Annotated in this window: 19 protein-coding genes and 1 tRNA gene; 8 read left to right on the forward strand and 12 right to left on the reverse strand. The window is 63.0% G+C overall.

Translation table 11 applies throughout. The annotated features are described in order from the left end of the window. Positions 1 to 134: 134 nt before the first annotated feature. From egtD to PSO31014_RS05705, 3 genes are all read right to left on the reverse strand, one after another. Positions 135 to 1118: an L-histidine N(alpha)-methyltransferase gene (gene egtD / locus PSO31014_RS05695; RefSeq protein WP_150550713.1), complete on the reverse strand. Its 984-nt coding sequence runs from the start codon at positions 1116 to 1118 to the stop codon at positions 135 to 137. Continuing rightward, positions 1118 to 2341 (reverse strand): ergothioneine biosynthesis protein EgtB, encoded by a 1224-nt coding sequence (gene egtB / locus PSO31014_RS05700; RefSeq protein WP_150550714.1) that lies wholly within the window; start codon positions 2339 to 2341, stop codon positions 1118 to 1120. The genes egtD and egtB overlap by 1 nt, the downstream gene beginning before the upstream one ends. 86 nt (positions 2342 to 2427) lie before the next feature. Next, on the reverse strand, positions 2428 to 2631 hold the full coding sequence (locus PSO31014_RS05705) for a hypothetical protein (RefSeq protein WP_017232965.1): 204 nt from the start codon (positions 2629 to 2631) through the stop codon (positions 2428 to 2430). Between the two features lie 91 nt (positions 2632 to 2722). Here PSO31014_RS05705 and PSO31014_RS05710 point away from each other — a divergent pair. Beyond that, positions 2723 to 2807 (forward strand) — tRNA-Leu (locus tag PSO31014_RS05710). A 254-nt stretch (positions 2808 to 3061) separates the two neighbouring features. On the opposite strand, the gene PSO31014_RS05715 is transcribed toward PSO31014_RS05710, so the two are convergent. Further along, on the reverse strand, positions 3062 to 3673 hold the full coding sequence (locus tag PSO31014_RS05715) for a DUF2239 family protein (protein ID WP_150550715.1): 612 nt from the start codon (positions 3671 to 3673) through the stop codon (positions 3062 to 3064). Positions 3674 to 3969: 296 nt separating this feature from the next. Here PSO31014_RS05715 and PSO31014_RS05720 point away from each other — a divergent pair, with 296 nt between their 5' ends. Next, on the forward strand, positions 3970 to 4836 hold the full coding sequence (locus PSO31014_RS05720) for a crotonase/enoyl-CoA hydratase family protein (RefSeq protein ID WP_150550716.1): 867 nt from the start codon (positions 3970 to 3972) through the stop codon (positions 4834 to 4836). A gap of 40 nt (positions 4837 to 4876) precedes the next feature. On the opposite strand, the gene pdeR is transcribed toward PSO31014_RS05720, so the two are convergent. After that, entirely contained in the window at positions 4877 to 6880 is a 2004-nt protein-coding gene (pdeR, locus tag PSO31014_RS05725; RefSeq protein WP_150550717.1) for a cyclic di-GMP phosphodiesterase, read from the reverse strand. A 513-nt stretch (positions 6881 to 7393) separates the two neighbouring features. Here pdeR and katG point away from each other — a divergent pair. Both katG and PSO31014_RS05735 read left to right on the forward strand, forming a co-directional pair. Then, positions 7394 to 9568, forward strand: coding sequence for a catalase/peroxidase HPI (katG, locus tag PSO31014_RS05730; protein WP_150550718.1), 2175 nt, complete (start codon positions 7394 to 7396; stop codon positions 9566 to 9568). Between the two features lie 126 nt (positions 9569 to 9694). After that, positions 9695 to 10465: a hypothetical protein gene (locus tag PSO31014_RS05735; protein WP_150550719.1), complete on the forward strand. Its 771-nt coding sequence runs from the start codon at positions 9695 to 9697 to the stop codon at positions 10463 to 10465. Positions 10466 to 10509: 44 nt separating this feature from the next. Here PSO31014_RS05735 and PSO31014_RS05740 read toward each other — a convergent pair whose 3' ends face one another. From PSO31014_RS05740 to PSO31014_RS05765, 6 genes are all read right to left on the reverse strand, one after another. Beyond that, on the reverse strand, positions 10510 to 10902 hold the full coding sequence (locus tag PSO31014_RS05740; protein ID WP_150550720.1) for a hypothetical protein: 393 nt from the start codon (positions 10900 to 10902) through the stop codon (positions 10510 to 10512). Positions 10903 to 10974: 72 nt separating this feature from the next. After that, positions 10975 to 11643 (reverse strand): RraA family protein, encoded by a 669-nt coding sequence (locus PSO31014_RS05745; RefSeq protein WP_150550721.1) that lies wholly within the window; start codon positions 11641 to 11643, stop codon positions 10975 to 10977. Beyond that, positions 11640 to 12680 carry an amidohydrolase family protein gene (locus PSO31014_RS05750; RefSeq protein WP_150550722.1) on the reverse strand — a complete coding sequence of 347 codons (1041 nt, stop codon included), beginning with the start codon at positions 12678 to 12680 and terminating at the stop codon, positions 11640 to 11642. The genes PSO31014_RS05745 and PSO31014_RS05750 overlap by 4 nt, the downstream gene beginning before the upstream one ends. Before the next feature lie 30 nt (positions 12681 to 12710). Further along, a complete protein-coding gene (locus tag PSO31014_RS05755) occupies positions 12711 to 14033 on the reverse strand; it encodes an MFS transporter (RefSeq protein ID WP_150550723.1) in 1323 nt (440 codons plus the stop codon). Positions 14034 to 14203: 170 nt separating this feature from the next. Next, complete coding sequence (locus PSO31014_RS05760) at positions 14204 to 15124, reverse strand: LysR family transcriptional regulator (protein ID WP_150550724.1); 921 nt, start codon at positions 15122 to 15124, stop codon at positions 14204 to 14206. 58 nt (positions 15125 to 15182) lie between these two features. After that, positions 15183 to 16166, reverse strand: a complete 984-nt coding sequence (locus PSO31014_RS05765) for a LacI family DNA-binding transcriptional regulator (protein WP_343039573.1) — start codon at positions 16164 to 16166, stop codon at positions 15183 to 15185. A 222-nt stretch (positions 16167 to 16388) separates the two neighbouring features. On the opposite strand from PSO31014_RS05765, the gene PSO31014_RS05770 reads away from it, so the two are divergent. The 4 genes from PSO31014_RS05770 to PSO31014_RS05785 all read left to right on the forward strand — a co-directional run bounded on the left by PSO31014_RS05770 (position 16389) and on the right by PSO31014_RS05785 (position 21889). After that, entirely contained in the window at positions 16389 to 17810 is a 1422-nt protein-coding gene (locus tag PSO31014_RS05770; protein ID WP_281349071.1) for an MFS transporter, read from the forward strand. A 39-nt stretch (positions 17811 to 17849) separates the two neighbouring features. Beyond that, entirely contained in the window at positions 17850 to 18932 is a 1083-nt protein-coding gene (locus tag PSO31014_RS05775; protein WP_150550726.1) for an SMP-30/gluconolactonase/LRE family protein, read from the forward strand. A gap of 46 nt (positions 18933 to 18978) precedes the next feature. Further along, positions 18979 to 20328, forward strand: coding sequence for a glucarate dehydratase (gene gudD / locus PSO31014_RS05780; RefSeq protein ID WP_150550727.1), 1350 nt, complete (start codon positions 18979 to 18981; stop codon positions 20326 to 20328). A 73-nt stretch (positions 20329 to 20401) separates the two neighbouring features. After that, complete coding sequence (locus PSO31014_RS05785) at positions 20402 to 21889, forward strand: SulP family inorganic anion transporter (protein ID WP_150550728.1); 1488 nt, start codon at positions 20402 to 20404, stop codon at positions 21887 to 21889. A gap of 30 nt (positions 21890 to 21919) precedes the next feature. Here PSO31014_RS05785 and PSO31014_RS05790 read toward each other — a convergent pair whose 3' ends face one another. Beyond that, positions 21920 to 22237 (reverse strand): c-type cytochrome, encoded by a 318-nt coding sequence (locus PSO31014_RS05790; protein ID WP_150550860.1) that lies wholly within the window; start codon positions 22235 to 22237, stop codon positions 21920 to 21922. Positions 22238 to 22405: the final 168 nt, after the last annotated feature.

Here is a 22405-nt window from a genome sequence, read left to right on the forward strand (position 1 = left end):
CCGCGTCTCCACCGTCTCCCCAGGAAATTCACATTTCGCATGGCGGACAGCAGGCGTCTGCATGCATCAACGGCATGGTGACGCCAAAACTTTAGCGATAAGGGCCGGATTTTTTGGGCGGCGTCGTGCGCGGGTCAGCTTCCCGCCGCGGGGCGCAGCAGATAGACGGCGAAGCGTGCGCGGGCATCGAGCCAGACGCGTTCGACATCCCACCCCGCGGAGCTTGCCAGGGCGCGGAACTCCGTCTGACCGTACTTGTACGAGTTCTCGGTGTGAATGGACTCGCCTGTCATGAAGTCGAAGCGATGGCCCAGCACGCTCGCGCGGAAAGGGCGCTGGGCGACGAGATGCATTTCGATCCGACTGGCGGCGGCGTTGAAGCGGGCTTCATGACGGAAGGCGTCGAGCGGCAGGTCGCCGTCGAGTTCGCGGTTGATGCGCGTGAGCAAGTTCAGATTGAACTGCGCGGTGACGCCGCGCGCGTCGTCGTAGGCGGGCAGCAGCACGGCGGCGTCCTTGCAGGCATCCACGCCGACGACCATGCGGCGGCGCGGGCCGAGCATCTTGCCGACGTGGGCAAGAAAGGCGGCGGCCTGTCCGGGCGCGAAATTGCCGATCGTCGAGCCGGGAAAGAAGCCCAGGCGGGGCCCTTGCGTGGTCTGCAACTGCGGCGGCAGGCGAAACGGTCGGGTGAAGTCGGCGCGCACCGGCAACATGGGGATGCCCGGGCAGCGGCGGGCCAGCGTGGCGACGGCGTCGTCGAGGAAGTCGTCGGCGATGTCGACGGGCACATAGGCGCGCGGCGTGACCAGCGCGTCGAGCAGCAGCGGCGTCTTGCGGCTCGAGCCGCTGCCGAATTCTACGACGACGGCGTTCGGGCCGATGACGTCGGCAATCGCGGCGGCGCATTCGCCGAGGAGCCCCGTTTCGGTGCGCGTCTGGTAGTACTCGTCGAGGCCGGTGATAGCTTCGAACAGTTCGCTGCCGAGCCGGTCGTAAAGCCAGATGCTGGGCAGCGACTTGGGGGTATGGCCGAGACCGGCAAGCACGTCGGCCGCGAACGCGTTTTCGGGCAGCGACGGACAAACGAATGGCGTGGCTTGGGGGGCTTGCGACATCAACGATCCTCCGCGAGCCTCAGGCCGCAGAACTGCCAGCGCTGATGCGGGTAAAAGAAGTTGCGATATGTGGTGCGGGCATGCCCCGGTGGCGTGGCGAGCGAGCCGCCGCGCAGCACGAATTGTCCGCACATGAATTTGCCGTTGTATTCGCCGACGGCCCCCGCCGCTGGCCGGAATCCCGGATAGGCGACGTAAGGGCTGGCCGTCCATTGCCATACCGGGCCGAAGCGTTGCGCCATGGCGGGTTGCGACGATGACGAGACGGTTGCCGCCACCTCCCACTCGTGTTCGGTCGGCAGACGCTTGCCCGCCCATCGCGCGAAGGCGTCGGCTTCGAAATAGCTCACGTGTCGCACGGGCGCATCGTCGTCGACCGGCTGCATGCCGGCGAGCGTCATCGACTGCCATTCACCGTTGTGCAATTCCCAGTAAAGCGGGTGTTCCCAGCCCTCGCGTTGCACCGTCGCCCAGCCGTCGGACAACCAGAGTCCCGCCGTGCGGTAGCCGCCGTCTTCGATAAACGCGCGCCACTCCCCGTTCGTCACCACGCGCGAGGCGATCGCGAAGGGGCGCAGCAAGACATCGTGCGCGGGGGTTTCGCAGTCGAACGCAAAGTGTTCGCTGGACTCGCCTTCCTGTCCGACGCGATGTTGTCCGCCACCGTGCGCGATCCATTGCAGCGGCCCGGCGATCTCACTGGCAGACGCCGCTGGGCGATGTGCGGGGCGCAGCGGATTTTGCGCGAAGAGATGCAGCAGGTCGGTGTGCATCAACTCCTGATGCTGTTCCTCGTGATGCAGACCGAGGGTAATGAGTGCGTGGACGTCGGGCGGGAGATCGGCATGCAGCAGGCGCTCGTGCATGGCGGCGTCGACGTGACGGCGATAGCGCAGCACGTCATCGAGCGTGGGGCGGGAGAGCAAGCCGCGTTGTGGGCGCGGATGGCGCGGACCGGCGGCCTCGTAATACGAATTGAAGAGATAGGCGAAGCGCGGATCGTAGGGGCGGTAGTGGCTACCGGACAGGGCGCCGGACTCGCTCAACAAGAAGGTTTCGAAGAACCATGTGGTGTGCGCGAGATGCCACTTGATGGGGCTGGCGTCGGGCATCGACTGCACGGTGGCGTCGGCGTCGGACAGGTCTTGTGCAAAGGCGACCGAGGCGGCGCGCACGGCATCGTAGCGCGCCTCGACTTGCGACGTACAACAGGGGAGGGCCATGGGGACACGCCGTGTTGTGAAACGTGCTGCCTATTGTAGACCCGTTGCTTGCCCCTCGTGTGTCATGGGGTATTGCGGCGCCGAGGTCACGATTGCCCGTTGCCGGTAGGGCCGTGGAGTTCGTGTTCGAGACGCACGACTTCCTGGGCGACGAGTGCAATGGCGTTGCGAATTTCCATGAGCGCGGTGTAGAGGGCTTGCGCGTTCTGGGGGGATTGCAGGGCGAGGTCGCGGGCGGCGGCTTCGATGGCGTCCAGCGACAGGGCGATGCGGTCGAGATTCTCCAGCATAGGGCGATCTCCGATGGCGCGCGCAGCGCGTGCGTAACCCTATGATACCCAACTGACGTATCTCGGTGGGGATGTTAGAATGCGTGCCCTTGCCGGGGTGATGAAATTGGTAAACATAGCGGACTTAAAATCCGCCGCCTTCGGGCTTACCGGTTCAAGTCCGGTCCCCGGCACCAGTCTTGCATGCGTTTTGCTGAGAACACAGACCGAGTTGGACGTTTCCGCAATCGTCCCCGGTTAGTCGCACGCGGGCGTCCATGGATGTAACCCCCATCGCCTTTCGCCGTGCCCAACCTTCGCGGCATGAAACCCGGCCCATCGTTCCCGTCACCCGCAACGTGATGAGGTCGCGGTCACGCGTGAGCGCTGCGATGGCGCCGGCATTCAGCGGCGTGAATTTCATCCGTACCATCTCTGCGACCGGCGCTGCTCACGATGCGTCGCCAAAGCCCAGCGCGAACGCGTGATCGCGCACATCGGCCGGCCAGCCGGCGACCTGTTCTCCAAAGCGCGCGCGATCGTCTGCGAACAACGCTCGCGCCGCTTCCTCGAAGCCGGGTAGATCGCCGGCCAACGCCGACATGAAGTGGTAGGCGCGCTCGTGCGAGGTGCGGCGATCGTCACGTTGGGCGTTAGCGCGACGCGCGTCTTCAACCAGCTTTCGGAGTGCGACCGATGCACCGCCTGGCTGCGTCGCGAGCCAATCCCAGTGACGTGGCAACAGCGTGACCTCACGCGCGACGACGCCGAGCTTCGGACGTCCTCGGCCGCGTGTTTCGCTCTGCGGCGCCGCGCCGTCGGTGTCGTTGCCGTAGGGCGCATCGGATACCGCCTGCGTGAAGCGCGCGGTGATTTCGTCGTCAGTCCCGCGTGTGTCGATGTCGATCGCGCGCCCAGTCGCGTTGTCGAAAATCAGCACCGGCGTCCGGGGCGCCTTTTCCACGGCCCGCTTTACCGAAAGCGCGACAGCGGCAAGCGAGCCGGAGGCAATGCACCGTAGACCCACGAAGGCGATGTGGGAGGGAAGCGTCGAAGGTGTCATGGTATCTAGCCGGATAGTGAGAAGCGCAATTTATACCCGGATAAAAATAATGTCAATATTATCCGGGTATAAATTTGCCGCCGACCGTCGGGGGAGTGTCCTGATGCCGACCGTTGTCCATCCGAGCCCGCGCAACGCGGGCTGATTTTTTCAGGTATCGAAAATTTAAAGAATCCGCATTTCTGATAGTTGTGCGCGCGCAAGAATAGCGGTGCCGTACGGCCACCTCGGCAACGTTTCCGAATGGCTTGTCACAACGGCATTTAACCGCAAACCACAGCTACACAGGAAAAAACATGCAACTCCAAAACCACCCGTCATGCAGGCCTTTCTACGAAGCCGGGGACATGTCGCAAATGGCCGCATTTTATGAGGAAGGCCGAAACATCATGTGGATGATGCTCCGTGCCGCCCCCCGCCCGTGCTTCAATCAGGGGCTTCTCACCGAGATCATGCACCTTGCCCGTACGGCGCGGGAATCCGGGCTGCGCATCGATTTTTGGGTCACGGGATCGCTGGTGCCCGAGCTTTTCAACGTTGGCGGCGACCTTAGCTTCTTTGTCGATGCGATCCGCTCCGGCAAGCGTGACATGCTGATGGCGTATGCGCGGTCGTGCATCGATTGCATCTGGGAGATGTACAACGGCTACGGCACCGGCGCGATCTCGATCGCGATGGTCGAGGGCAGCGCGCTCGGCGGCGGACTCGAGGCAGCGCTCGCGCATCACTTCGTCCTTGCGCAGAAAGGCGTGAAGCTCGGTTTTCCGGAGATCGCGTTCAATCTGTTCCCCGGCATGGGCGGATATTCGCTCGTCGCACGCCGAGCCGGCATGCGCGTGGCGGAGGAACTGATCAGTACCGGCGAGTCGCACGTGGCCGAGTGGTTCACGGACAAGGGGCTTGTCGACCAGCTATTCGAGCCCGGCGACGCGTTCCTCGCGACACGCACGTTTATCGACGTGATCCGGCCGAAGCTGAATGGGATTCGCGCGCTGATCCGCGCACGTCAACGCGCGTTGCCCTTGGATCGCTCGGAGCTGATGGACATTACCGAGGACTGGGTTCGCTCGACGTTCACGATCGAGACGAAGGATCTCGCCTATATGGAGCGCCTGGTGATGATGCAGAACCGCCGCGTTTCCAAGCTCCGCACGGTATCGTGAGGCACGGCGGCGGTAAGGTGAGGTAGCGAATCGGGAAAGCTCAGGCGATAAGCCTGAGCTTTCTTTTTTCGTTGATCCACGCCTCGAGATCGTGTGCGGGCATCGGTTTCGCGTAGAGATAGCCTTGCGCACGTTCGATCCCGGCCTGCCGCAGGAATGCCGCCTGGGCGTCGGTCTCGACCCCTTCCGCCACCACCGAAAACCCCAGCGCCTTGGCCAACGTGAATACTGAGGACACGAGCGCCTGGGCATTCGTGTCGCTGTCGACGCTGGTCACGAAACTGCGGTCGAGCTTGATCACGTCGAACGGCAGCCGCGCGAGCTGCGCAAGCGACGAATAGCCGGTGCCGAAATCGTCGAGATAAATCCGTGCGCCGAGCTTTCGGAACTGCTCCATCAGACTGCGCACGCGGCCCTCGTCCTCGATGAAGCAGCTCTCGGTCAACTCGACGTCGAGCAGGCCTGGCTTCAGGCCAACGCTGTCGCAGATTTCGCCGAAGTGATTTGCAACATTCAGGTCGCTCAATTGACGCGCGGACACATTGATCGAGACGCGCATGTTCAAGCCCTTCGCTTGCCACTGAACGGCCTGTTTCGCTGCCGCTTCCATCACCCAGCGCCCGAGCGATCCGATCAGGCCGAATTCCTCGGCATGGCGAATGAATTCGACAGGCCCCACCAGTCCGCGCTCCGGCGATTGCCAGCGGATCAATGCCTCGACACTTTGTATGTCGCCCGTCGCGATGTCGACGAGCGGCTGATAGTGCAATACGAACTGCTTTTCCTCGAGCGCCTTGCGAAGATTGGTATCGAGCCACATGGCCTTCGCGACCTTCTGGTTCATTTCCTGCGTGAACACCCGATACGTCCGCTTTCCGGCTTCCTTCGCAACGTACATTGCCGTATCGGCGTTGCGGATGAGGGTTTCCATGGTGTCGCCGTGTTGCGGATGCAACGTGATGCCGATCGAGCAGCTGGTATAGACCTCCATCACGTCCAGGCGAACGGACGTCTCGAATCGGTCGATGATCGTCTTCGCGGTGTCTTCGAGCATGTCGAGCGTTGCGTGCTCGAACAGCACCAGGAATTCATCGCCACCGAGACGCGCGAGCGTCGCACATTCGGGCAGGCAGTTCCTGACGATCGCGGACACTTGGGTCAGTAGACGGTCCCCAGTCACATGTCCATAGTGATCGTTCACGTGCTTGAAGTTGTCGAGATCGAGAAACAGGATGCCGACCTGCCGCGGCGTCTCGTCCGGGCCGCCGGCGAGGGCGGCGCGGATCATCTCGGTGACGGCATGCCGGTTCGGCAGCCCGGTCAGCACGTCGGTATTCGCAAGCTCGGTCAGGCGCCGCTGCGCGTTGCGCTCCTCGGTGATGTCGACGCCCGAGCAGATCAGAAACCGTTCGTCGAGCCCGCTGCCGCTCTGCACGAACTTATTGCGAAACTGATACAGGCGCGGGCCGTTGACCGTATTGATGAAGCGCTCGACAGCGAATGGCTTGTCGTTTTCGAAGAAGCCCGTGATGTTCGTGCTCGACTTCTGGCCTTGCTCTTCGGTCATGAACAGTTCGAAGGCGCTCCTGCCGATGACGTCTTCCTCGCGTTTGCCCAGTACCTCTTCGGCGAGGCGATTGAAGCGCTGCAGGATGCCGTGACGATTGAGGACCACGACGAGCGAATTGACTTCGGAGACGACCTGCTCGGCAAAGGCGAGACCGTGCGCGAGGTCGCGCGCGACGGAGCGAGTATCCGAGTACGCGGAGGCGGTGCCGGCCCAGGTGGTTGAATCGAGCTTCTTGCCAACCATGTGCAGGCGCAACGGATGGCCGAACAGGGCGATCTCGAGTTCGAAGGACGAGGTGACGCCAGTCAGGCTGCGAATCGTGGCGGCCTGCGCGGCATCGAGCGGGATGCCGATGTTCGTCAAGCCGCGAACCGCGGAAAGCTCGAGTGCGTTGCTGTCGATGCCCAGGCGCCAGTATGGGCTCTGTGTGCCGAGGTGGACTTCGAGGACTTCACTGTCGTTTTCGTCATGCATGGACGAGACCCGCCTTTAAACTGCATAAGTTAGACGGCGCTCCATGACAGATGCCCATCGACGCGCCTCGCCATACGTTGCGCCATTCGCGGCAAAGCGCGATGCGCATCTGTTCTCGCCGGCTGGCGTCCCGGCTTGCGCCGACCGGGCGGTCGCATGGGGTGCATTGAACGATTACGTGTCGGTCATCTTATCAAAAGATGACTATGGGTTTCAATGTTCATACCGAACAAGTGATGTTCGCGTGCGGTCGGTGCGCTTCCCGCCTCATCGTCGGCGATGAACGGACATTATCGAACCCGAACGGCAAGCTGGTGGAAGTCGTATTTCAAACGCACGTCAGCGAGTACTGCTTTGCTTTACCCATTGTCACGGCCCCACGTGTTGCATGACGCCTTCCCGCAGCCCCTGTAACCGCTGCCGAGCTGACCTTCGCCGAATCTGGTACTTTTTGGTATCTGTGCCCGGATGCAGATCCGATCGTCTGATTTCATGCAACGTATGGAGCGAGAAATGGAAAGCAAAAGCGCGAGTGCTTCTGGCAAGTGCCCGGTGATGCATGGCAGCGCCACGTCGGCGGGGATGTCCAGCATGGATTGGTGGCCCAAGGCGCTGAACCTTGACATCCTGCATCAGCACGACAGCAAGACCAACCCGATGGGGGCATCGTTTCACTATCGGGACGCCGTCAAGACGCTCGATGTCGATGCGCTCAAAAAAGATCTCAAGGCCCTGATGACCGACAGTCAGGACTGGTGGCCGGCGGACTGGGGGCACTATGGCGGCCTGATGATCCGCATGGCCTGGCACTCGGCAGGCACGTATCGCATCGCCGACGGACGAGGCGGCGGCGGCACGGGCAACCAGCGATTCGCGCCGCTCAATTCCTGGCCGGACAATGCCAATCTCGACAAAGCCCGCCGTCTGCTGTGGCCGATCAAGAAGAAGTACGGCAACAAGCTGAGTTGGGCGGACCTGATCGTTCTCGCCGGCACGCTGGCTTACGAATCGATGGGGTTGAAGACCTTCGGCTTCGGTTTCGGACGTGAAGATATCTGGCATCCGGAAAAGGATATCTACTGGGGATCCGAAAAGGCGTGGCTCGCGCCCACCGACAACCCGAACAGCCGCTACTCCGGCGAACGTGATCTGGAAAACCCGCTGGCGGCAGTCATGATGGGGTTGATCTATGTGAACCCGGAGGGCGTCGATGGCAAGCCCGATCCGCTCAAGACCGCCCGTGACGTGCGCGAGACCTTCGCGCGCATGGCGATGAACGACGAGGAAACGGTCGCCCTGACCGCAGGGGGCCACACCGTTGGCAAGACGCATGGCAATGGCAACGCCGCCAATCTCGGCCCGGCGCCGGAAGGTGCGGATGTCGACGCGCAGGGGCTGGGCTGGATCAACGCGGTCAGCCGTGGTGTGGGGCGCGACACGGTCACCAGTGGCATCGAAGGGGCCTGGACCACGCACCCGACGACGTGGGACGGCGGCTATTTCGATATGCTTCTCGGCCATGAGTGGGCGTTGCAGAAGTCGCCCGCCGGCGCCTGGCAGTGGGAGCCGGTCGACATCAAGGAAGACGCCATGCCCGTGGATGTCGAAGATCCGTCGATCCGCCGCAAGCCGATCATGACCGACGCCGACATGGCCATGAAGATGGATCCGGCATACCGGAAAATCTCGGAACGGTTCCACCAGGATCAGGCGTATTTCTCGGAAGTCTTCGCTCGCGCATGGTTCAAGCTGACGCACCGCGACATGGGCCCGAAGTCCCGCTACCTCGGCCCGGATGTGCCGAAGGAGGACTTGATCTGGCAAGACCCGGTTCCCGCGGGCCGCAAGGATTACGACGTGGCTGCGGTAAAGGCAAAAATCGTCGCCAGCGGCCTCGGCATCGCCGATCTGGTGGCGACGGCGTGGGACAGCGCGCGCACCTTCCGAGGTTCCGACAAGCGCGGCGGTGCCAACGGCGCACGCATCCGTCTGGCGCCGCAGAAGGATTGGGAAGGCAACGAGCCGGTGCGTCTGGCCAGCGTGTTGGCCGTGCTGGAGAAGATCGCGGCCGAGACGGGCGCCAGCGTGGCCGATGTGATCGTGCTGGCCGGTAACGTGGGCGTCGAGCAAGCGATCAAGGCCGCCGGTTTCGATGTCGCCGTTCCGTTTGCCCCGGGGCGGGGCGATGCCACGTCTGCGCAAACGGATGCGGAGTCGTTCGATGCTCTGGAGCCTGTCGCGGATGGCTTCCGCAACTGGCAGAAGCAGGCGTACGTGGTGAGCCCGGAGGAACTGCTGCTCGATCGGGTCCAGTTGATGCGGCTAACGGCCTGCGAAATGACCGCCTTGTTGGGGGGCATGCGCGTGCTTGGCACCAACCACGGGGGCACTCGGCATGGCGTGTTGACGAACCGCGTTGGCGCATTGACGAATGATTTCTTCGTCAATCTGACCGACATGGCGAACATCTGGAAGCCCGCGGGCAACAATCTGTACGAAATCCGCGATCGCAAGTCCGGTGACGTGAAATGGACGGCCACGCGTGTCGATCTGGTCTTCGGCTCGAACTCGGTGCTGCGGGCCTATGCGGAGGTCTACGCACAGGACGACAATAAAGAGAAGTTCGTGCAGGACTTCGTCGCCGCCTGGACGAAGGTCATGAACGCCGATCGGTTCGACTTGGCGTAATTTACGATGGGGTATCCCCCGCAGCGCGAACGCCGCTGCGGGGACTGTCTCGGTCGTCGATGACAGCACAGACCGAAGCAGGGCGAGACGCGGTCTTCGCAAGTCCGCCGCATTACACTCCTACCGATGCGCCCAAATCCACCACCACCTCACGACCGAAACCGCCTCACTTCGTACTTTTGGAGTGGCGACGCCATCCGCAGCCGGTGCGTGAGCGACGTTGTGCTGTCGGGCACTGTCGACGTGCCTGAGCTGCCAACGCGCCTGCTCGCCGATTGGACGCGGGAGTTATCGTTGCGCATGACGCTGGGCGCCGGGGATGTCGATGTGATGCCGCTGGCGCGCGCGCGGGCGCGCTGGCCGAACTACTCGCACTATGTGCAGGCCGCGTCCGATTGGACGAACACGCTTGGCTTGCCCGGGCAGCTCGCGTCGAAGGATGTCGCGCTCATGGCCTGCCGTGGTGCGAGGTATCACCACGACGGAGAACAATACGGTGGCGCGGCCTTCTGCAATTTGTTCCTGAGCGAATGCAAGGGGCAGGACGTTCATTTCCCCGGATTGGGCCTTCGCATTCCTTTGACCCGGGGGACGGTGCTGATATTCGACACCTGCCAGCCGCACGGGGTGATTCAACGCGGCAGCCACGCCTTCGATGCGGACGACTTCCCCGTAGATCAAGATGGCGCGCAGGTATTCCTGACCTGGGAGCTTCCGATCGAGGATCCCCAAGTCGCGCAAGCGCTCAATGTCGCCTTCGACGTCGACCCATCGGGTCCGATGACGGTGAATGACGAGCAGGTGCAGCGCAATGGCGACAGGGTCGAGGTCTGCCCGGAATCAGGTCATTGGCGCCGGGCGGACGTATCGGGTCGCGCGTTGAGCGACGGCGTTTGACGGTGGCGATGGCGTCGGCTGCCGCGCGCTAGCGCCAGCGCTGCCTACAGCGGCACGTCTTCGATCAAGGCCAGACGCACTGCGCGAATGCGTCGATCGACGAAATAGCCACCGCCTTCCGTGTATCGCAGATACAGCCGTGCGCACGACGCGCATTCCCACACGCTGCAGCGGTTGTAAGGGAAGTAGCGCGGGGCGATCGGCGCATCGTCCGCCCAGTACGTCGTCTTGCCCGGCAGGTATTCGGCAACGGTCGGTTCCGGAGCGTCTTCCACGAGCAAGGTGCCGATCTCCCGCAATTGCGTTTCGTCGAGGGAAACCGGCTGGGATTGCCAGCCGTCGAGCGGCGTTTTCGTGCACGCACACGGACCGGGCGTCTTGGCTTGCGCGCGTCGTGCAAGATCGATCAGGGCTGCGGTGTCCAGAGGGGCGGGCATGGTGGGTAATGTCGTGTCGATGAGGCGGCAAACGCGCCATCATGCGCGCGTTTGCCTGGGTTCGGCAAGCTGTCAGCCGTTCATCATTCGGTCACGCTGGCCAGCGACCCACGAGCGGTCGAAGCATCCTTGCGCAATCGATTTCAGCGCCGCCGCTTCCTTGGCCGCCTGCTTGCGAGCGCCCTCGATGACGGCTTCAACATCCGCAGGCGCGATCGCGAGCACGCCGTCCTCGTCGCCGACGACGATGTCGCCCGGATGCACCACCATCCCGCCGACAGTCACGGGCACGTTGATCTCGCCCGGTCCGTTCTTGTATGGGCCACGATGCGTCACGCCGTGTGCGTAAACCGGGAAATCGCGCTGGCGCAGAGCGCCGACATCGCGGATCGCGCCGTCGATCACGAGACCTTGCACGCCAAGGCTTTCCGCGAAGCTCGCCATGATGTCGCCCATCAGCGCCTGTGTGAGTTCCCCGGCGCCGTCGATCACGAGTACGTCGCCAGGCCGGCAGTAGTCAAACGCGCGATGGATCGCGAGATTATCGCCACCGCGCGTGCGCACGGTAACCGCCGTGCCAGCCATCGGCTTCGGTCGATGAAATGGGCGCAGGCGGGTCGTGCCGCTCACGCGGGCCATGTTGTCGCTCAATAGCGATACGGCGAGTTCGCGCAAGGCGACGAGCGTCGAGGGGCTCGCCTGGGCCGCCGAGTCATATTCGCGCCATCCGGCCATATTCATATCGTTGCTCCTTCGGTTGATCGTTGTCGTTCGAGCTGCGCGGATAGGCGCCCGTACACTGCACGCGCGTTGCCTTCGAAAATGCGCCGGCGGTCCGCGTCGCTGAGCCATTCGATGGCATCGATATATCTGCGCGTGTCGTCGAAGTAATGGCCGGTTTCCGGATCGATCCCCTGCACCGCGCCGATCGTCTCCGACGCGAACAGAATATTCTTCGCCGGAATGACCTTGGCGAGCAGTTCGGCGCCCGGCTGATGGTAGACACATGTATCGAAGAAGACATTGTTCAGCAGGTGCTCGGTGAGCAGCGGCCGATTCATTTCCTGCGCGAGCCCGCGATAACGTCCCCAGTGATACGGCACCGCGCCGCCGCCGTGCGGAATGATCAACTTGAGCGTCGGGAAATCGGCAAACAGGTCGGCGCTCAGCAACTGCATGAACGCCGAGGTGTCGCCGTTGATGTAATGGGCGCCGGTTGCATGGAAGTTGGGATTGCACGACGACGAGACGTGAATCATCGCCGGTACGTCGAGTTCAACCAGTGCTTCGTAGAGCGGGTACCACGAGCGGTGGCTCAACGGCGGCCCGGACCAGTGTCCACCTGACGGATCGGGATTCAGATTGCAACCGATAAAGCCCAAGTCCTCTACGCATCGCCGCAACTCGGCGATGCAGTTTTCCGGTGCTACGCCCGGCGCCTGCGGCAGCTGGCAGACGCCGACGAAGTTGCGCGGAAAAAGCTCGCACACGCGATGTACGAGGTCGTTGCATGCCGCCGACCAGACCGCGTTGGCTTGCGCTGAAGCCTGGTGGTGGCCCATGCTGGCAGCGCGCGGGGAGAAGATCGTAAGATCGGTGCCGCGCTCGCGCTGGATGCGCAATTGACCGCGTTCGATGCTCTCGCGAATTTCGTCGTCGGAAATGTTGGGGCGAGGGGGGGGCGCAACGCCGTCGTTCAGCGCTGCGATCTGCTGCGCGCGCCATGTTTCGTGTTGCGGGGGCGAGGTCGTATAGTGACCGTGACAATCAATGATCATGCGTGACTTCCGTAACGTTGTGTGCGGGATTCAGGTGCGGGCGGCGGAATCCGCCGTGGACAGCGAAGCGTCTTCGTCGTCGGCCGGCTTCACTCGCATCACAAGCGCGATCACTGTCGCCATGACGAGGAACGCCGCGATTGTCAGCAGCGCGAACTTGAAGTTGCCCGTCGCGCTGCGCACGAGCCCGATGCTCCACGGTCCGACCAGCCCACCGAACTGCGCGATCGTGTTGATGAGCGCAATAGTCGCCGCGCCCGCCGCGCCGGTCCTGAACGAGGATGCGAGGCTCCAGAACAGCGGATTGCCGGCGTAGATGAAAAGGCCCGTTACGCACAGCAGTATGTAGGCGATGACGGGATTCGGCGCATAAGCACTGCCCGCGATGGCGACGGCGCTCATGCCATAGACGAAGGCCAGATGTTTTTTGCGGTCGCCGGTGCGGTCCGAGCTGCGGCTGATGATGAACGTGCCCAGCACGCCCAGCAGCGGCGGCACGGCCGAGAGAAAGCCAACCTCGATATTGCTCAGATGACCAAGACTCTTGACGATCTGAGGCAGCCAAAGAAAGAGACCGTAGATGCCGACCAGTGCGCATCCGAACAGACAGGCAAGGCTCCATACGCGAATGTCGCTCGCTACGCGCAGCAGCGGGAAATGGGCGTTGCCGCCGACTGTTTCGCGTTCGGCCGCCAGCGTCGTTTCGAGCCATTGCTTCTCGTCATCGGCGAGCCAGTCGGCGTCGGCCGGGCGCTCGGTCATGATACGCAGGGTGACGAGGCCCAGCAGCATCGCCGGAATGCCTTCGAGGATGAACATCCACTGCCATCCCTGCAGGCCCAGAACGCCATTGGCATAGGTCATCAGCGCGGTTGAGATGGGGCCGCCCAGCACTGCGGAAAACGATCCCGCGATGATGTAGCCACCCACCGCGCGGGCCCGGTAGCGCAACGGAAACCATTTGGTCAGGTACACCGCCACGCCGGGCAGGAAGCCCGCTTCCATCACGCCGAGCAAAAAGCGCAACGCGTAGAAGCTCTTGTCGTCGAAGACGAAGGCCGTTGCGGCCGCTACCGCACCCCATGTGAGCAAGATGCGCGCGATCCAGCGGCGCGCGCCCACGCGATGCAGCAGCAGGTTGCTCGGCACCTCCAGGAGCATGTAGCCGACGAAGAATATGCTGCCTGCGAAGCCGAACACGGCGGGCGAAAAGCCGAGCGCCTTGTTCATGTCGAGCGCCGCGAAGCCGATGTTGATGCGATCGAGGTAGTTGAAGAACATCATCGCGAAGAGCATGGGCATGAGTCGCCCGTACACCTTTCGCATGGTTGCCGCTTCGTTGAATGGGGTCATGCCGTCTCCACGTTCTTTATGTCGGATCGCGAGGGCTCTGTGGCCCTGCGTTACAAACGGCCTATGCCGTCAGCGTGCCCGAACCCGTGCCGCGCCTGTTAAGGCGAGCCGGTTCGGATCACGAAAACCGATGATAAGAAGCGCGGTGTTCCGCGTCCAAGACGCGTTGCTTATGTTTCTATAAGCCTTTTCTTATAGTGTGCGTTCTTGAGTGGCGCGGGAAGGCAGCCGAGGAAGGCGCGCAGATGCGCTGAGTCATCGTCGGCGCGGAATGTTGCAGCCAGCGTTGACCATTGAGACGCGCCTGGGTTCGCGAGATGGCGAAAAACGACGTCCGCGCGGCCATGCCGCGCCACGGACTCACCGACAAATGTCACGCCGAGTCCCGCCGCCACGAGCGCGATGGCGGTCTGGATTTCGTAGGCTTGATGAGCGACGAACGGCGTCACGCCCGCGTCGCGATACAAGGACTGCACAGTGCGCTTGAACTGCGCGTTCTGGTGCTTCGGATACAGGATGAGCGGTGTGTCTTCGAGTTCTGAAATGCAAACCTTCTTCTTCCCCGCCAGCGGATGATCCGGTGAAAGCACTGCCACGATATGTTCGCGCAGCAGCGGATACGTCACGCAGCCGGGGATGTCGAGCGGTTGACGTCCGATGCCGACGTGAATGCGCATGTCGCGCAACGCATCGGCCTGCTCGTCGGTCAACATCTCGAAGAGCTTCAGTTCGATCTGTGGGTAAGCCCGATGGAATGCCTTCAGCGCGGGCGGCAGGATGCTGTACATCGCAGATCGCGTGAAGCCGATGGACAACCAGCCACGTCGTCCTACGCCAATTTCCTGCGCACCGAGGCTCGCCTGCTCCCATGAGCCGAGAATCTGGCGTGCCTCGGTGCAGAGATAGTGGCCCGCTTCGGTGAGTCGAAGCGGCCGCCTTGCGCGGTCGACGAGTTGCGTGCCAAGCCGCTCTTCCAGCAGTCGTATCTGCTGACTCAGTGCGGGTTGCGCGATATGCAAGCGCTCCGCCGCGCGGCTGAAGTTCAGCTCCTCGGCAAGAATGACGAAACACTGCAAGGACCTGAAATTCATGTCAACTTTCCTAACGTCCGGTGAGTCGCGCGCATCAGGCGATTGGATAATGCGCTGCTCACGTACTCTCTCGATCGATGATCGTGAACCCTGTATCGACACGCAGCGTTTCGTTGAATGGCGGGTTCCCGTCCAGTCGCTGCAGCAGGGCCTCGGCGGCAAGGCGTCCGATCATCGCCCCGTCGATGCGGACCGTCGACAACGACGGATGGACGTGCGCGGCGGTGCTCAGATCGCCGAAACCCATCACCGCCACCTGCTGGGGAATGCCGATGCCGCGACTCGCCGCCTCGGCGAGAATGCCCTGCGCCAGCATGTCAGTGCTGCAAACAATCACGTCCGGCAATCCTTTGTCGAGCAAGCGTATAAAGCCTTCGCGCCCCGCTTGCAGTGTCGCCGGCGCGGGCAGGACTTCCAACGGCACATCGTCCATTCCGTGCTCCCTCAACGCCTCCACGATGCTGAAGCTACGTCGCATCCCGCGCGGATCGTCGGCCGACATCAGGGCAAACCGCCGATACGATTTCCTCAGCAGATGGTCGACCACCGCGCGCCCGACGGCTTCGTGCGAGAAACCGACCAGCATGTCGATGGGGTCGTCGGCCAGGTCCCAGACTTCCACGATCGGCACGTTTGTCTTGAGCAACCGCTCGCGCGTGACGCTGGAATGGTCGGTGCCGGTCAGGACGATCGCATCCGGTCGCCGGCCGAGCAAGGTGTGCACGAGTTGCTCTTCACGCTCCCGACGGTAGTCGGTCAGCCCCAGCAGCGTTTCATAGCCCGACGCGGCCAGCGTCGACATCATCGTCTGCACCAGTTCCGTGAAGATCGATGTCGCAATCGTCGGCAACAGCAACGCCACGAGGTGGCTCCGGTTCGTGGCAAGCGCGCCCGCCAGCAGGTTTGGCACGTAGCCGGTCACGCGAACGGCGTCGAGCACCCGTTGCCGCGTTGCTTCGCGCACGAGTTCCGGTCGCTTCAGCGTGCGTGACACCGTCATTGCCGTAACGCCGGCCAGGCGTGCAACGTCTTCCAACGTCACGTTGTCGTTCGTCTGAGGCGGCCGACTGGCGGACGGCCTGTAGTGCTCTTCCATCGCGGCTCCCTGTGTTCATCCATTCTATCGATAAGAGAACGTGATTAGAGGACTCAATGACATACGACGTCGTATGTATAAATCCCGGGAAAACCCGGATTTTCGGACTGTTTGCGCTAACATATGCTTCCAACACATAGGACATCACACAACATTTCGGAGACGATGATGGAAAATGGCGTAACGCGGGCAGCCCTTGCTCGGGATGAGGCGCTTGGCACGGCGGCCGCGACGGCCGGCGGCGTCGATGGCCGTTATGCGGGGCAAAGCAAGGCGCGCTACCTGGTCGTTTTCATGCTTTTCCTGATCACGACGGTCAACTACGCCGATCGCGGAACGCTCTCTATTACGGGCACGGCCATACAGCACCAACTGGGCATTTCGCCGGTCGCGATGGGCTACCTGTTCTCGTCGTTCGCATGGGCCTATGTTGCCGCGCAGATTCCCGGTGGCTGGCTGCTCGATCGCTTCGGTACCAAGCGGGTCTACGCCTGCAGTATCTTCTTTTGGTCGCTGGTGACGGCGCTGCAGGGCCTGGTCGCGGGCTTGCCGATCGCGATGGCGGTCATCACGCTGTTCGCGCTGCGCTTTCTCGTGGGGGCGGCCGAGGCGCCGGCATTCCCGGGCAATTCGCGCATGACCGCCACGTGGTTCCCGACGGCCGAGCGCGGCACGGCGTCGGCCATCTTCAATTCGTCGCAGTATTTCGCCGCCGTGCTGTTCACGCCGCTCATGGGCTGGATTACGCATGCGTACGGTTGGCAGTACGTGTTCTATGTGATGGGCGCGCTGGGCATCGTGCTTACCGGCGTCTGGCTGAAGACCATCTATGCGCCGCGCCAGCATCCGCTCGCGAACGACGCGGAAGTCCGCTTCATTGCCGATCACGGCGCCATGATCGACCTCGAAGACAAACAAATCGTCGCGCAGCGTCGCGCCGCGACGGGGGGTTCGAACGACGGGATGCAGGGGCGCAAGATTTTCAGGCAACTGCTCAAGAGCCGCATGATGCTTGGCGTGTTCATCGCGCAATATTGCATCACGACGCTCACCTATTTCTTCCTGACCTGGTTCCCGATCTACCTCGTGCAGGAGCGCCATATGTCGATCCTGAAGGCGGGCTTCGTGTCGTCGATCCCGGCGATCGCCGGCTTCCTTGGCGGCTTGCTCGGCGGCGTGGTGTCCGACCGGATGATGAAGCATGGCTTCTCGACGTCGACCGCGCGCAAGGTGCCCATCGTCGTCGGGCTGCTGCTGTCGACTTGCATGATCGCCTGCAACTACGTGGACAACCAATGGGTCGTGGTCGGCATCATGGCGGCGGCGTTCTTCGGCAAGGGCATCGGCGCGCTGGGCTGGGCCGTTGTGTCGGATACGGCGCCGAAGCAAGCCAGTGGACTGTGCGCGGGCCTCTTCAATACGTTCGGTAACACGGCAGGTATCACGACGCCGATCGTGATCGGTTATCTCGTGCAGGACACGGGGTCGTTCGCGGCGGCACTGGTCTTCGTGAGCGCCAATGCGCTGATCGCGATCGTGTGCTATCTGTTCGTCGTGGGCAAGATCGAGCGCTTCGAACTGGCGGCGTAACACGTACCTGGCTACCGGACCCATCGCAAGGAGATTCGATTGCATACGTCCCGCGGATTGCACGAGCAAGGTTCGCTCATCGAGCCCGCGTCGTCGAGCGGCATGGCGACGGCGGACGCCTTCGCCGGTGCGCAGCCGCTCGGCGGGTCGCCCGATGCACATCGGGTGGCATTCCAGCCGAGCACGCGTTACCCGGACGTCGCCATCGAAATTCTCGATCCGAGCTTCGCGAAATACCGGCTCTACAGCAGCGCGGTCGAGCAGTTGGGGACCGGAATGCGCTGGGCCGAAGGCCCCGTGTACTTCCCCGCAGCACGCTACCTCGTCTTGAGCGACATTCCCAACAATCGCATGATGCGCTATGACGAAGTGACGGGGCATTGGGGGGTCTTTCGCCAGCCGTCGAATCAGAGCAACGGGAACACCCGAGACCGGCAAGGGCGACTCGTCACGTGCGAGCATCTCACGCGGCGCGTCACGCGTACGGAGCACAGCGGCAAGATCACGGTGCTCGCGCAAGGCTATCAGGGCAAGCGCCTGAACTCGCCAAACGATGTCGTCTGCCAGTCGAACGGCGCCATCTGGTTTACCGATCCGCCCTTCGGCATCGCAGGGCATTGGGAAGGCGAGAAGGCGACGCCCGAGCTGCCGCCATCGGTCTATCGTCTTTCGCCGGACGGTGAGTTGCAGGCGATGATCACTGACCTCGCCGGGCCGAACGGCCTGGCGTTCTCACCAGACGAGTCGAAGCTCTATGTGATCGATAGCCGGGCCACGCCGAGCCGCGTGCTGTGGCAATACGATGTCGGCGCAAACGGCGTCACGCTGTCGAACAAGTCGAAGCTTTTCGATGCGCACGGCGCCGGGGCGCTCGACGGCTTCACGGTCGATACGGATGGCAACCTGTGGTGCGGCTGGGGCTCGGACGGACGCGCCGGTGTCAGTTCCGCCGACCTCGACGGGGTGAAGGTCTTCAACGCGAACGGCCAGCCGATCGGTTTTATCCGATTGCCGGAACGCTGCGCGAACCTGACGTTCGGCGGCCCGAAGAACAACCGGCTGTATATGGCAAGTTCGCATTCGCTTTATTCGCTTTACGTGGAAGCCGAGGGCGCCGTCTGATCGTCACGACGCCCGCCTGCTTCCCTCAACTACTGGTACTTCGTTTATGTCCACGACCCTCACTCGCGCCAACGCCACACCCACCGTCACCGAACTGCGCGTCATTCCCGTCGCCGGGCGCGACAGCATGCTGATGAATCTTTCGGGCGCGCACGGCCCGTTCTTCACGCGCAACATCGTGATCCTGACCGACAGCGCGGGGAACACGGGCGTTGGGGAAGTGCCCGGCGGCGAAACCATCCGCAAGACGATCGACGATGCGCGTGCCTACGTCGTCGGGCAATCGGTCGGCAATCTGCAAGCGATCCTGAACCGCGTGCGGACCGCGTTCGCCGATCGCGACGCGGGTGGTCGCGGTCTGCAGACCTTCGACCTGCGCACCACGATCCACGCGGTCACGGCGCTCGAAGCGGCGCTGCTCGACCTGCTCGGCCAGCACCTTGGCGTGCCGGTCGCCGCCTTGCTCGGCGAAGGCCAGCAACGCGACGAGGTGGAGATGCTCGGCTACCTGTTCTACGTGGGCGATCGCAACAAGACCGATCTACCGTATGCCTCGGGCGCGCAAGGGCGCGACGACTGGGAGCGTCTGCGCACGGAAGTCGCACTGACGCCGGAAGCGGTTGTGCGTCTCGCACAAGCCGCGAAGGCGCGCTATGGCTTCAACGATTTCAAGCTCAAGGGCGGCGTGCTCTCAGGCGACGCGGAAATGGAAGCGGCCACCGCGCTCGCGGAGTGCTTCCCGGAAGCGCGCGTGACGCTCGACCCGAACGGCGCCTGGTCGCTTGCCGAAGCGATCCGCCTGTGCCGTGACAAGCACGACGTTCTCGCCTACGCGGAAGACCCGTGTGGCGCGGAGAACGGCTATTCGGGCCGCGAAGTGATGGCCGAGTTCCGTCGTGCGACCGGCCTGCCGACCGCGACCAACATGATCGCGACCGACTGGCGTCAGATGGGCCACGCGATTCAACTGCAATCCGTCGATATTCCGCTGGCCGACCCGCATTTCTGGACGATGCAGGGCTCGGTGCGTGTTGCGCAGATGTGCAACGACTGGGGCCTCACATGGGGCTCGCACTCGAACAATCACTTCGACGTGTCGCTGGCCATGTTCACGCACGTTGCCGCCGCCGCGCCCGGCAAGATCACCGCGATCGACACGCACTGGATCTGGCAGGACGGCCAGCGCCTCACGCGCGATCCGTTGCAGATCGTCGGTGGCAAAGTGAAGGTGCCGGAAGTGCCGGGCCTCGGCGTAGAACTCGATATGGACGAAGTCGAGAAGGCGCACGCGCTGTATCAGCAACATGGCCTCGGTGCCCGCGACGACGGGGTCGCGATGCAGTACCTGATTCCGAACTGGACATTCGACAACAAGCGTCCGTGCCTCGTGCGCTGAGGCGCCTCGCTCGAGCATCGGTGGAAAACATCGGAGGCTGGTAAAATGCGCGTCCCATGTGGAACATCATTTTATGAAGTCTCAAACACTTCGGGAGCAGTGGCTCCCGAATCTCCCCGGTAACGTACTTGCCGGTCTGACCACGGCGTTCGCGCTAGTGCCCGAGTGCATCGCCTTCGCGCTGGTCGCTCAAGTCAATCCACTCATGGGCCTCTACGGGGCGTTCATCGTCTGCGCGCTCACCGCCATCTTCGGCGGTCGTCCCGGCATGATCTCGGGGGCCGCCGGATCGATGGCGGTGGTCATCGTCGCACTCGTCGTCCAACACGGCGTGCAATACCTGCTGGCGACCGTCGTCCTGGGCGGCGTGCTTATGATGCTCTTCGGCCTGTTGCGTCTCGGCAAGCTGATTCGCATGGTGCCGCACCCGGTGATGATCGGTTTCGTGAATGGGCTCGCGATTATCATCGCCATGGCGCAACTGGAACATTTCAAGCGCGCCACGCCGCAAGGCGACGTCTGGCTGCAAGGCACACCACTGGCAATCATGTGCGCGCTGGTTGCGCTCACGATGCTGATCGTCTATGGGCTGCCGCGCCTCACGAAGGCCGTGCCGCCCGCGCTCGTCGCCATCGTTGGCGTCGGGCTCTTCAGCCAAGGACTGCATCTGCCCACGCGTACGCTCGGCGACATGGCGCACATTGCCGGGGCGCTCCCGTCGCTCCATCTGCCGCAAGTGCCTTTCGATCTGGAGACGTTGCGGATCGTCTTCCCCTACGCATCGCTCATGGCGATGGTCGGTTTGCTGGAGACGCTGCTCACCTTCAATCTCACCGACGAGATCACGCAAACGCGCGGCCATCCGAATCGAGAATGCCTCGCGCTCGGCGTGTCGAATGTCGTATCTGGAATGTTCGGGGGCATGGGCGGTTGCGCCATGATCGGCCAGACCATGATTAACCTGAGTTCGGGCGGACGCAGCCGCGTCTCGGGGGCGACGGCTGGCATCATGATCCTGCTGTTCGTGCTTTGCCTGTCGCCGCTCATCGAGCGCATTCCGCTGGCGGCGCTCGTCGGGGTGATGTTCGTCGTCGCCCAGCAGACGTTCGCCTGGGGCTCACTTCGCGTACTCGGCAAAGTGCCTCGCAACGACGCCCTCGTGATCGTTGCGGTGACGGTCATCACCGTGTTCACGGATCTGGCCGTCGCGGTGATGTGCGGCATTGTTATCGCCGCACTCAACTTCGCCTGGCAGCATGCCCGCGACATTCGTGCCGACGTGCAAGAGAACGGCGACGACGCCCGTACCTATGTGCTTCATGGCACGCTGTTCTTTGCGTCGACCGCCAATTTCCAGGATCTGTTCCAGCCGTCGTCGGATGGCCGCCGGATCGTTGTGGATTGCCGGTATCTGCACGTGGCGGATCACTCGGCCATCGTGGCGTTCGAGACGCTCAGGGAGCGTTATCGAACGTCGGGTCGAAACGTGCGCTTCGTCAACCTTTCGTCGCGCAATCAACGCCTGCTGGAACGAGCAGGTGTGAGCCCCGTCGAGGCCTGAGGCACGTTTGCGGGCTATGGTCGTCTCGCGTTACTTGAACGTGTGCAGGTAGGCCAGCAAGTCGGCCACCTTGCGCTCGTTGCCGATGCCCCAGAAGCGCATCTTCGTTCCCGGCACGGTCTTGCCCGGATTGGCAACGAAAGTGGCGAGCGTCTTGTCGTCCCACACAATGCCGGACTGCTTCATCGACGTCGAGTAATCGTAGTCCGGCAGGCTGCCCGCGCGGCGGTTGACGAGACCGTTGAGTTGCGGGCCGAAGCCCGACGTCGCCATGGGGCCGACCGCATGGCACGACGCACAGCGTGCCGCGAACATTGCCTTGCCGGCTTCCACGTCGCCAGCGGCCATGGCGGGCGACGCGAGCGCGCTCAGCGCGCCGAGTAGCGCGAGCGTTGGCGCAATGCGGCTTCGGCGGGCCACAAGTGGCAGTGGCGGGCGTGGCGGGCGTGGTGGGAGTGGCGCGAGTCGTACGACACGCAGGACAGCGAAGATCGGGAAAGCGGAGCGGGCAGTCAT

This window comes from Pandoraea soli, assembly GCF_902459595.1.
Lineage (GTDB): Bacteria > Pseudomonadota > Gammaproteobacteria > Burkholderiales > Burkholderiaceae > Pandoraea > Pandoraea cepalis.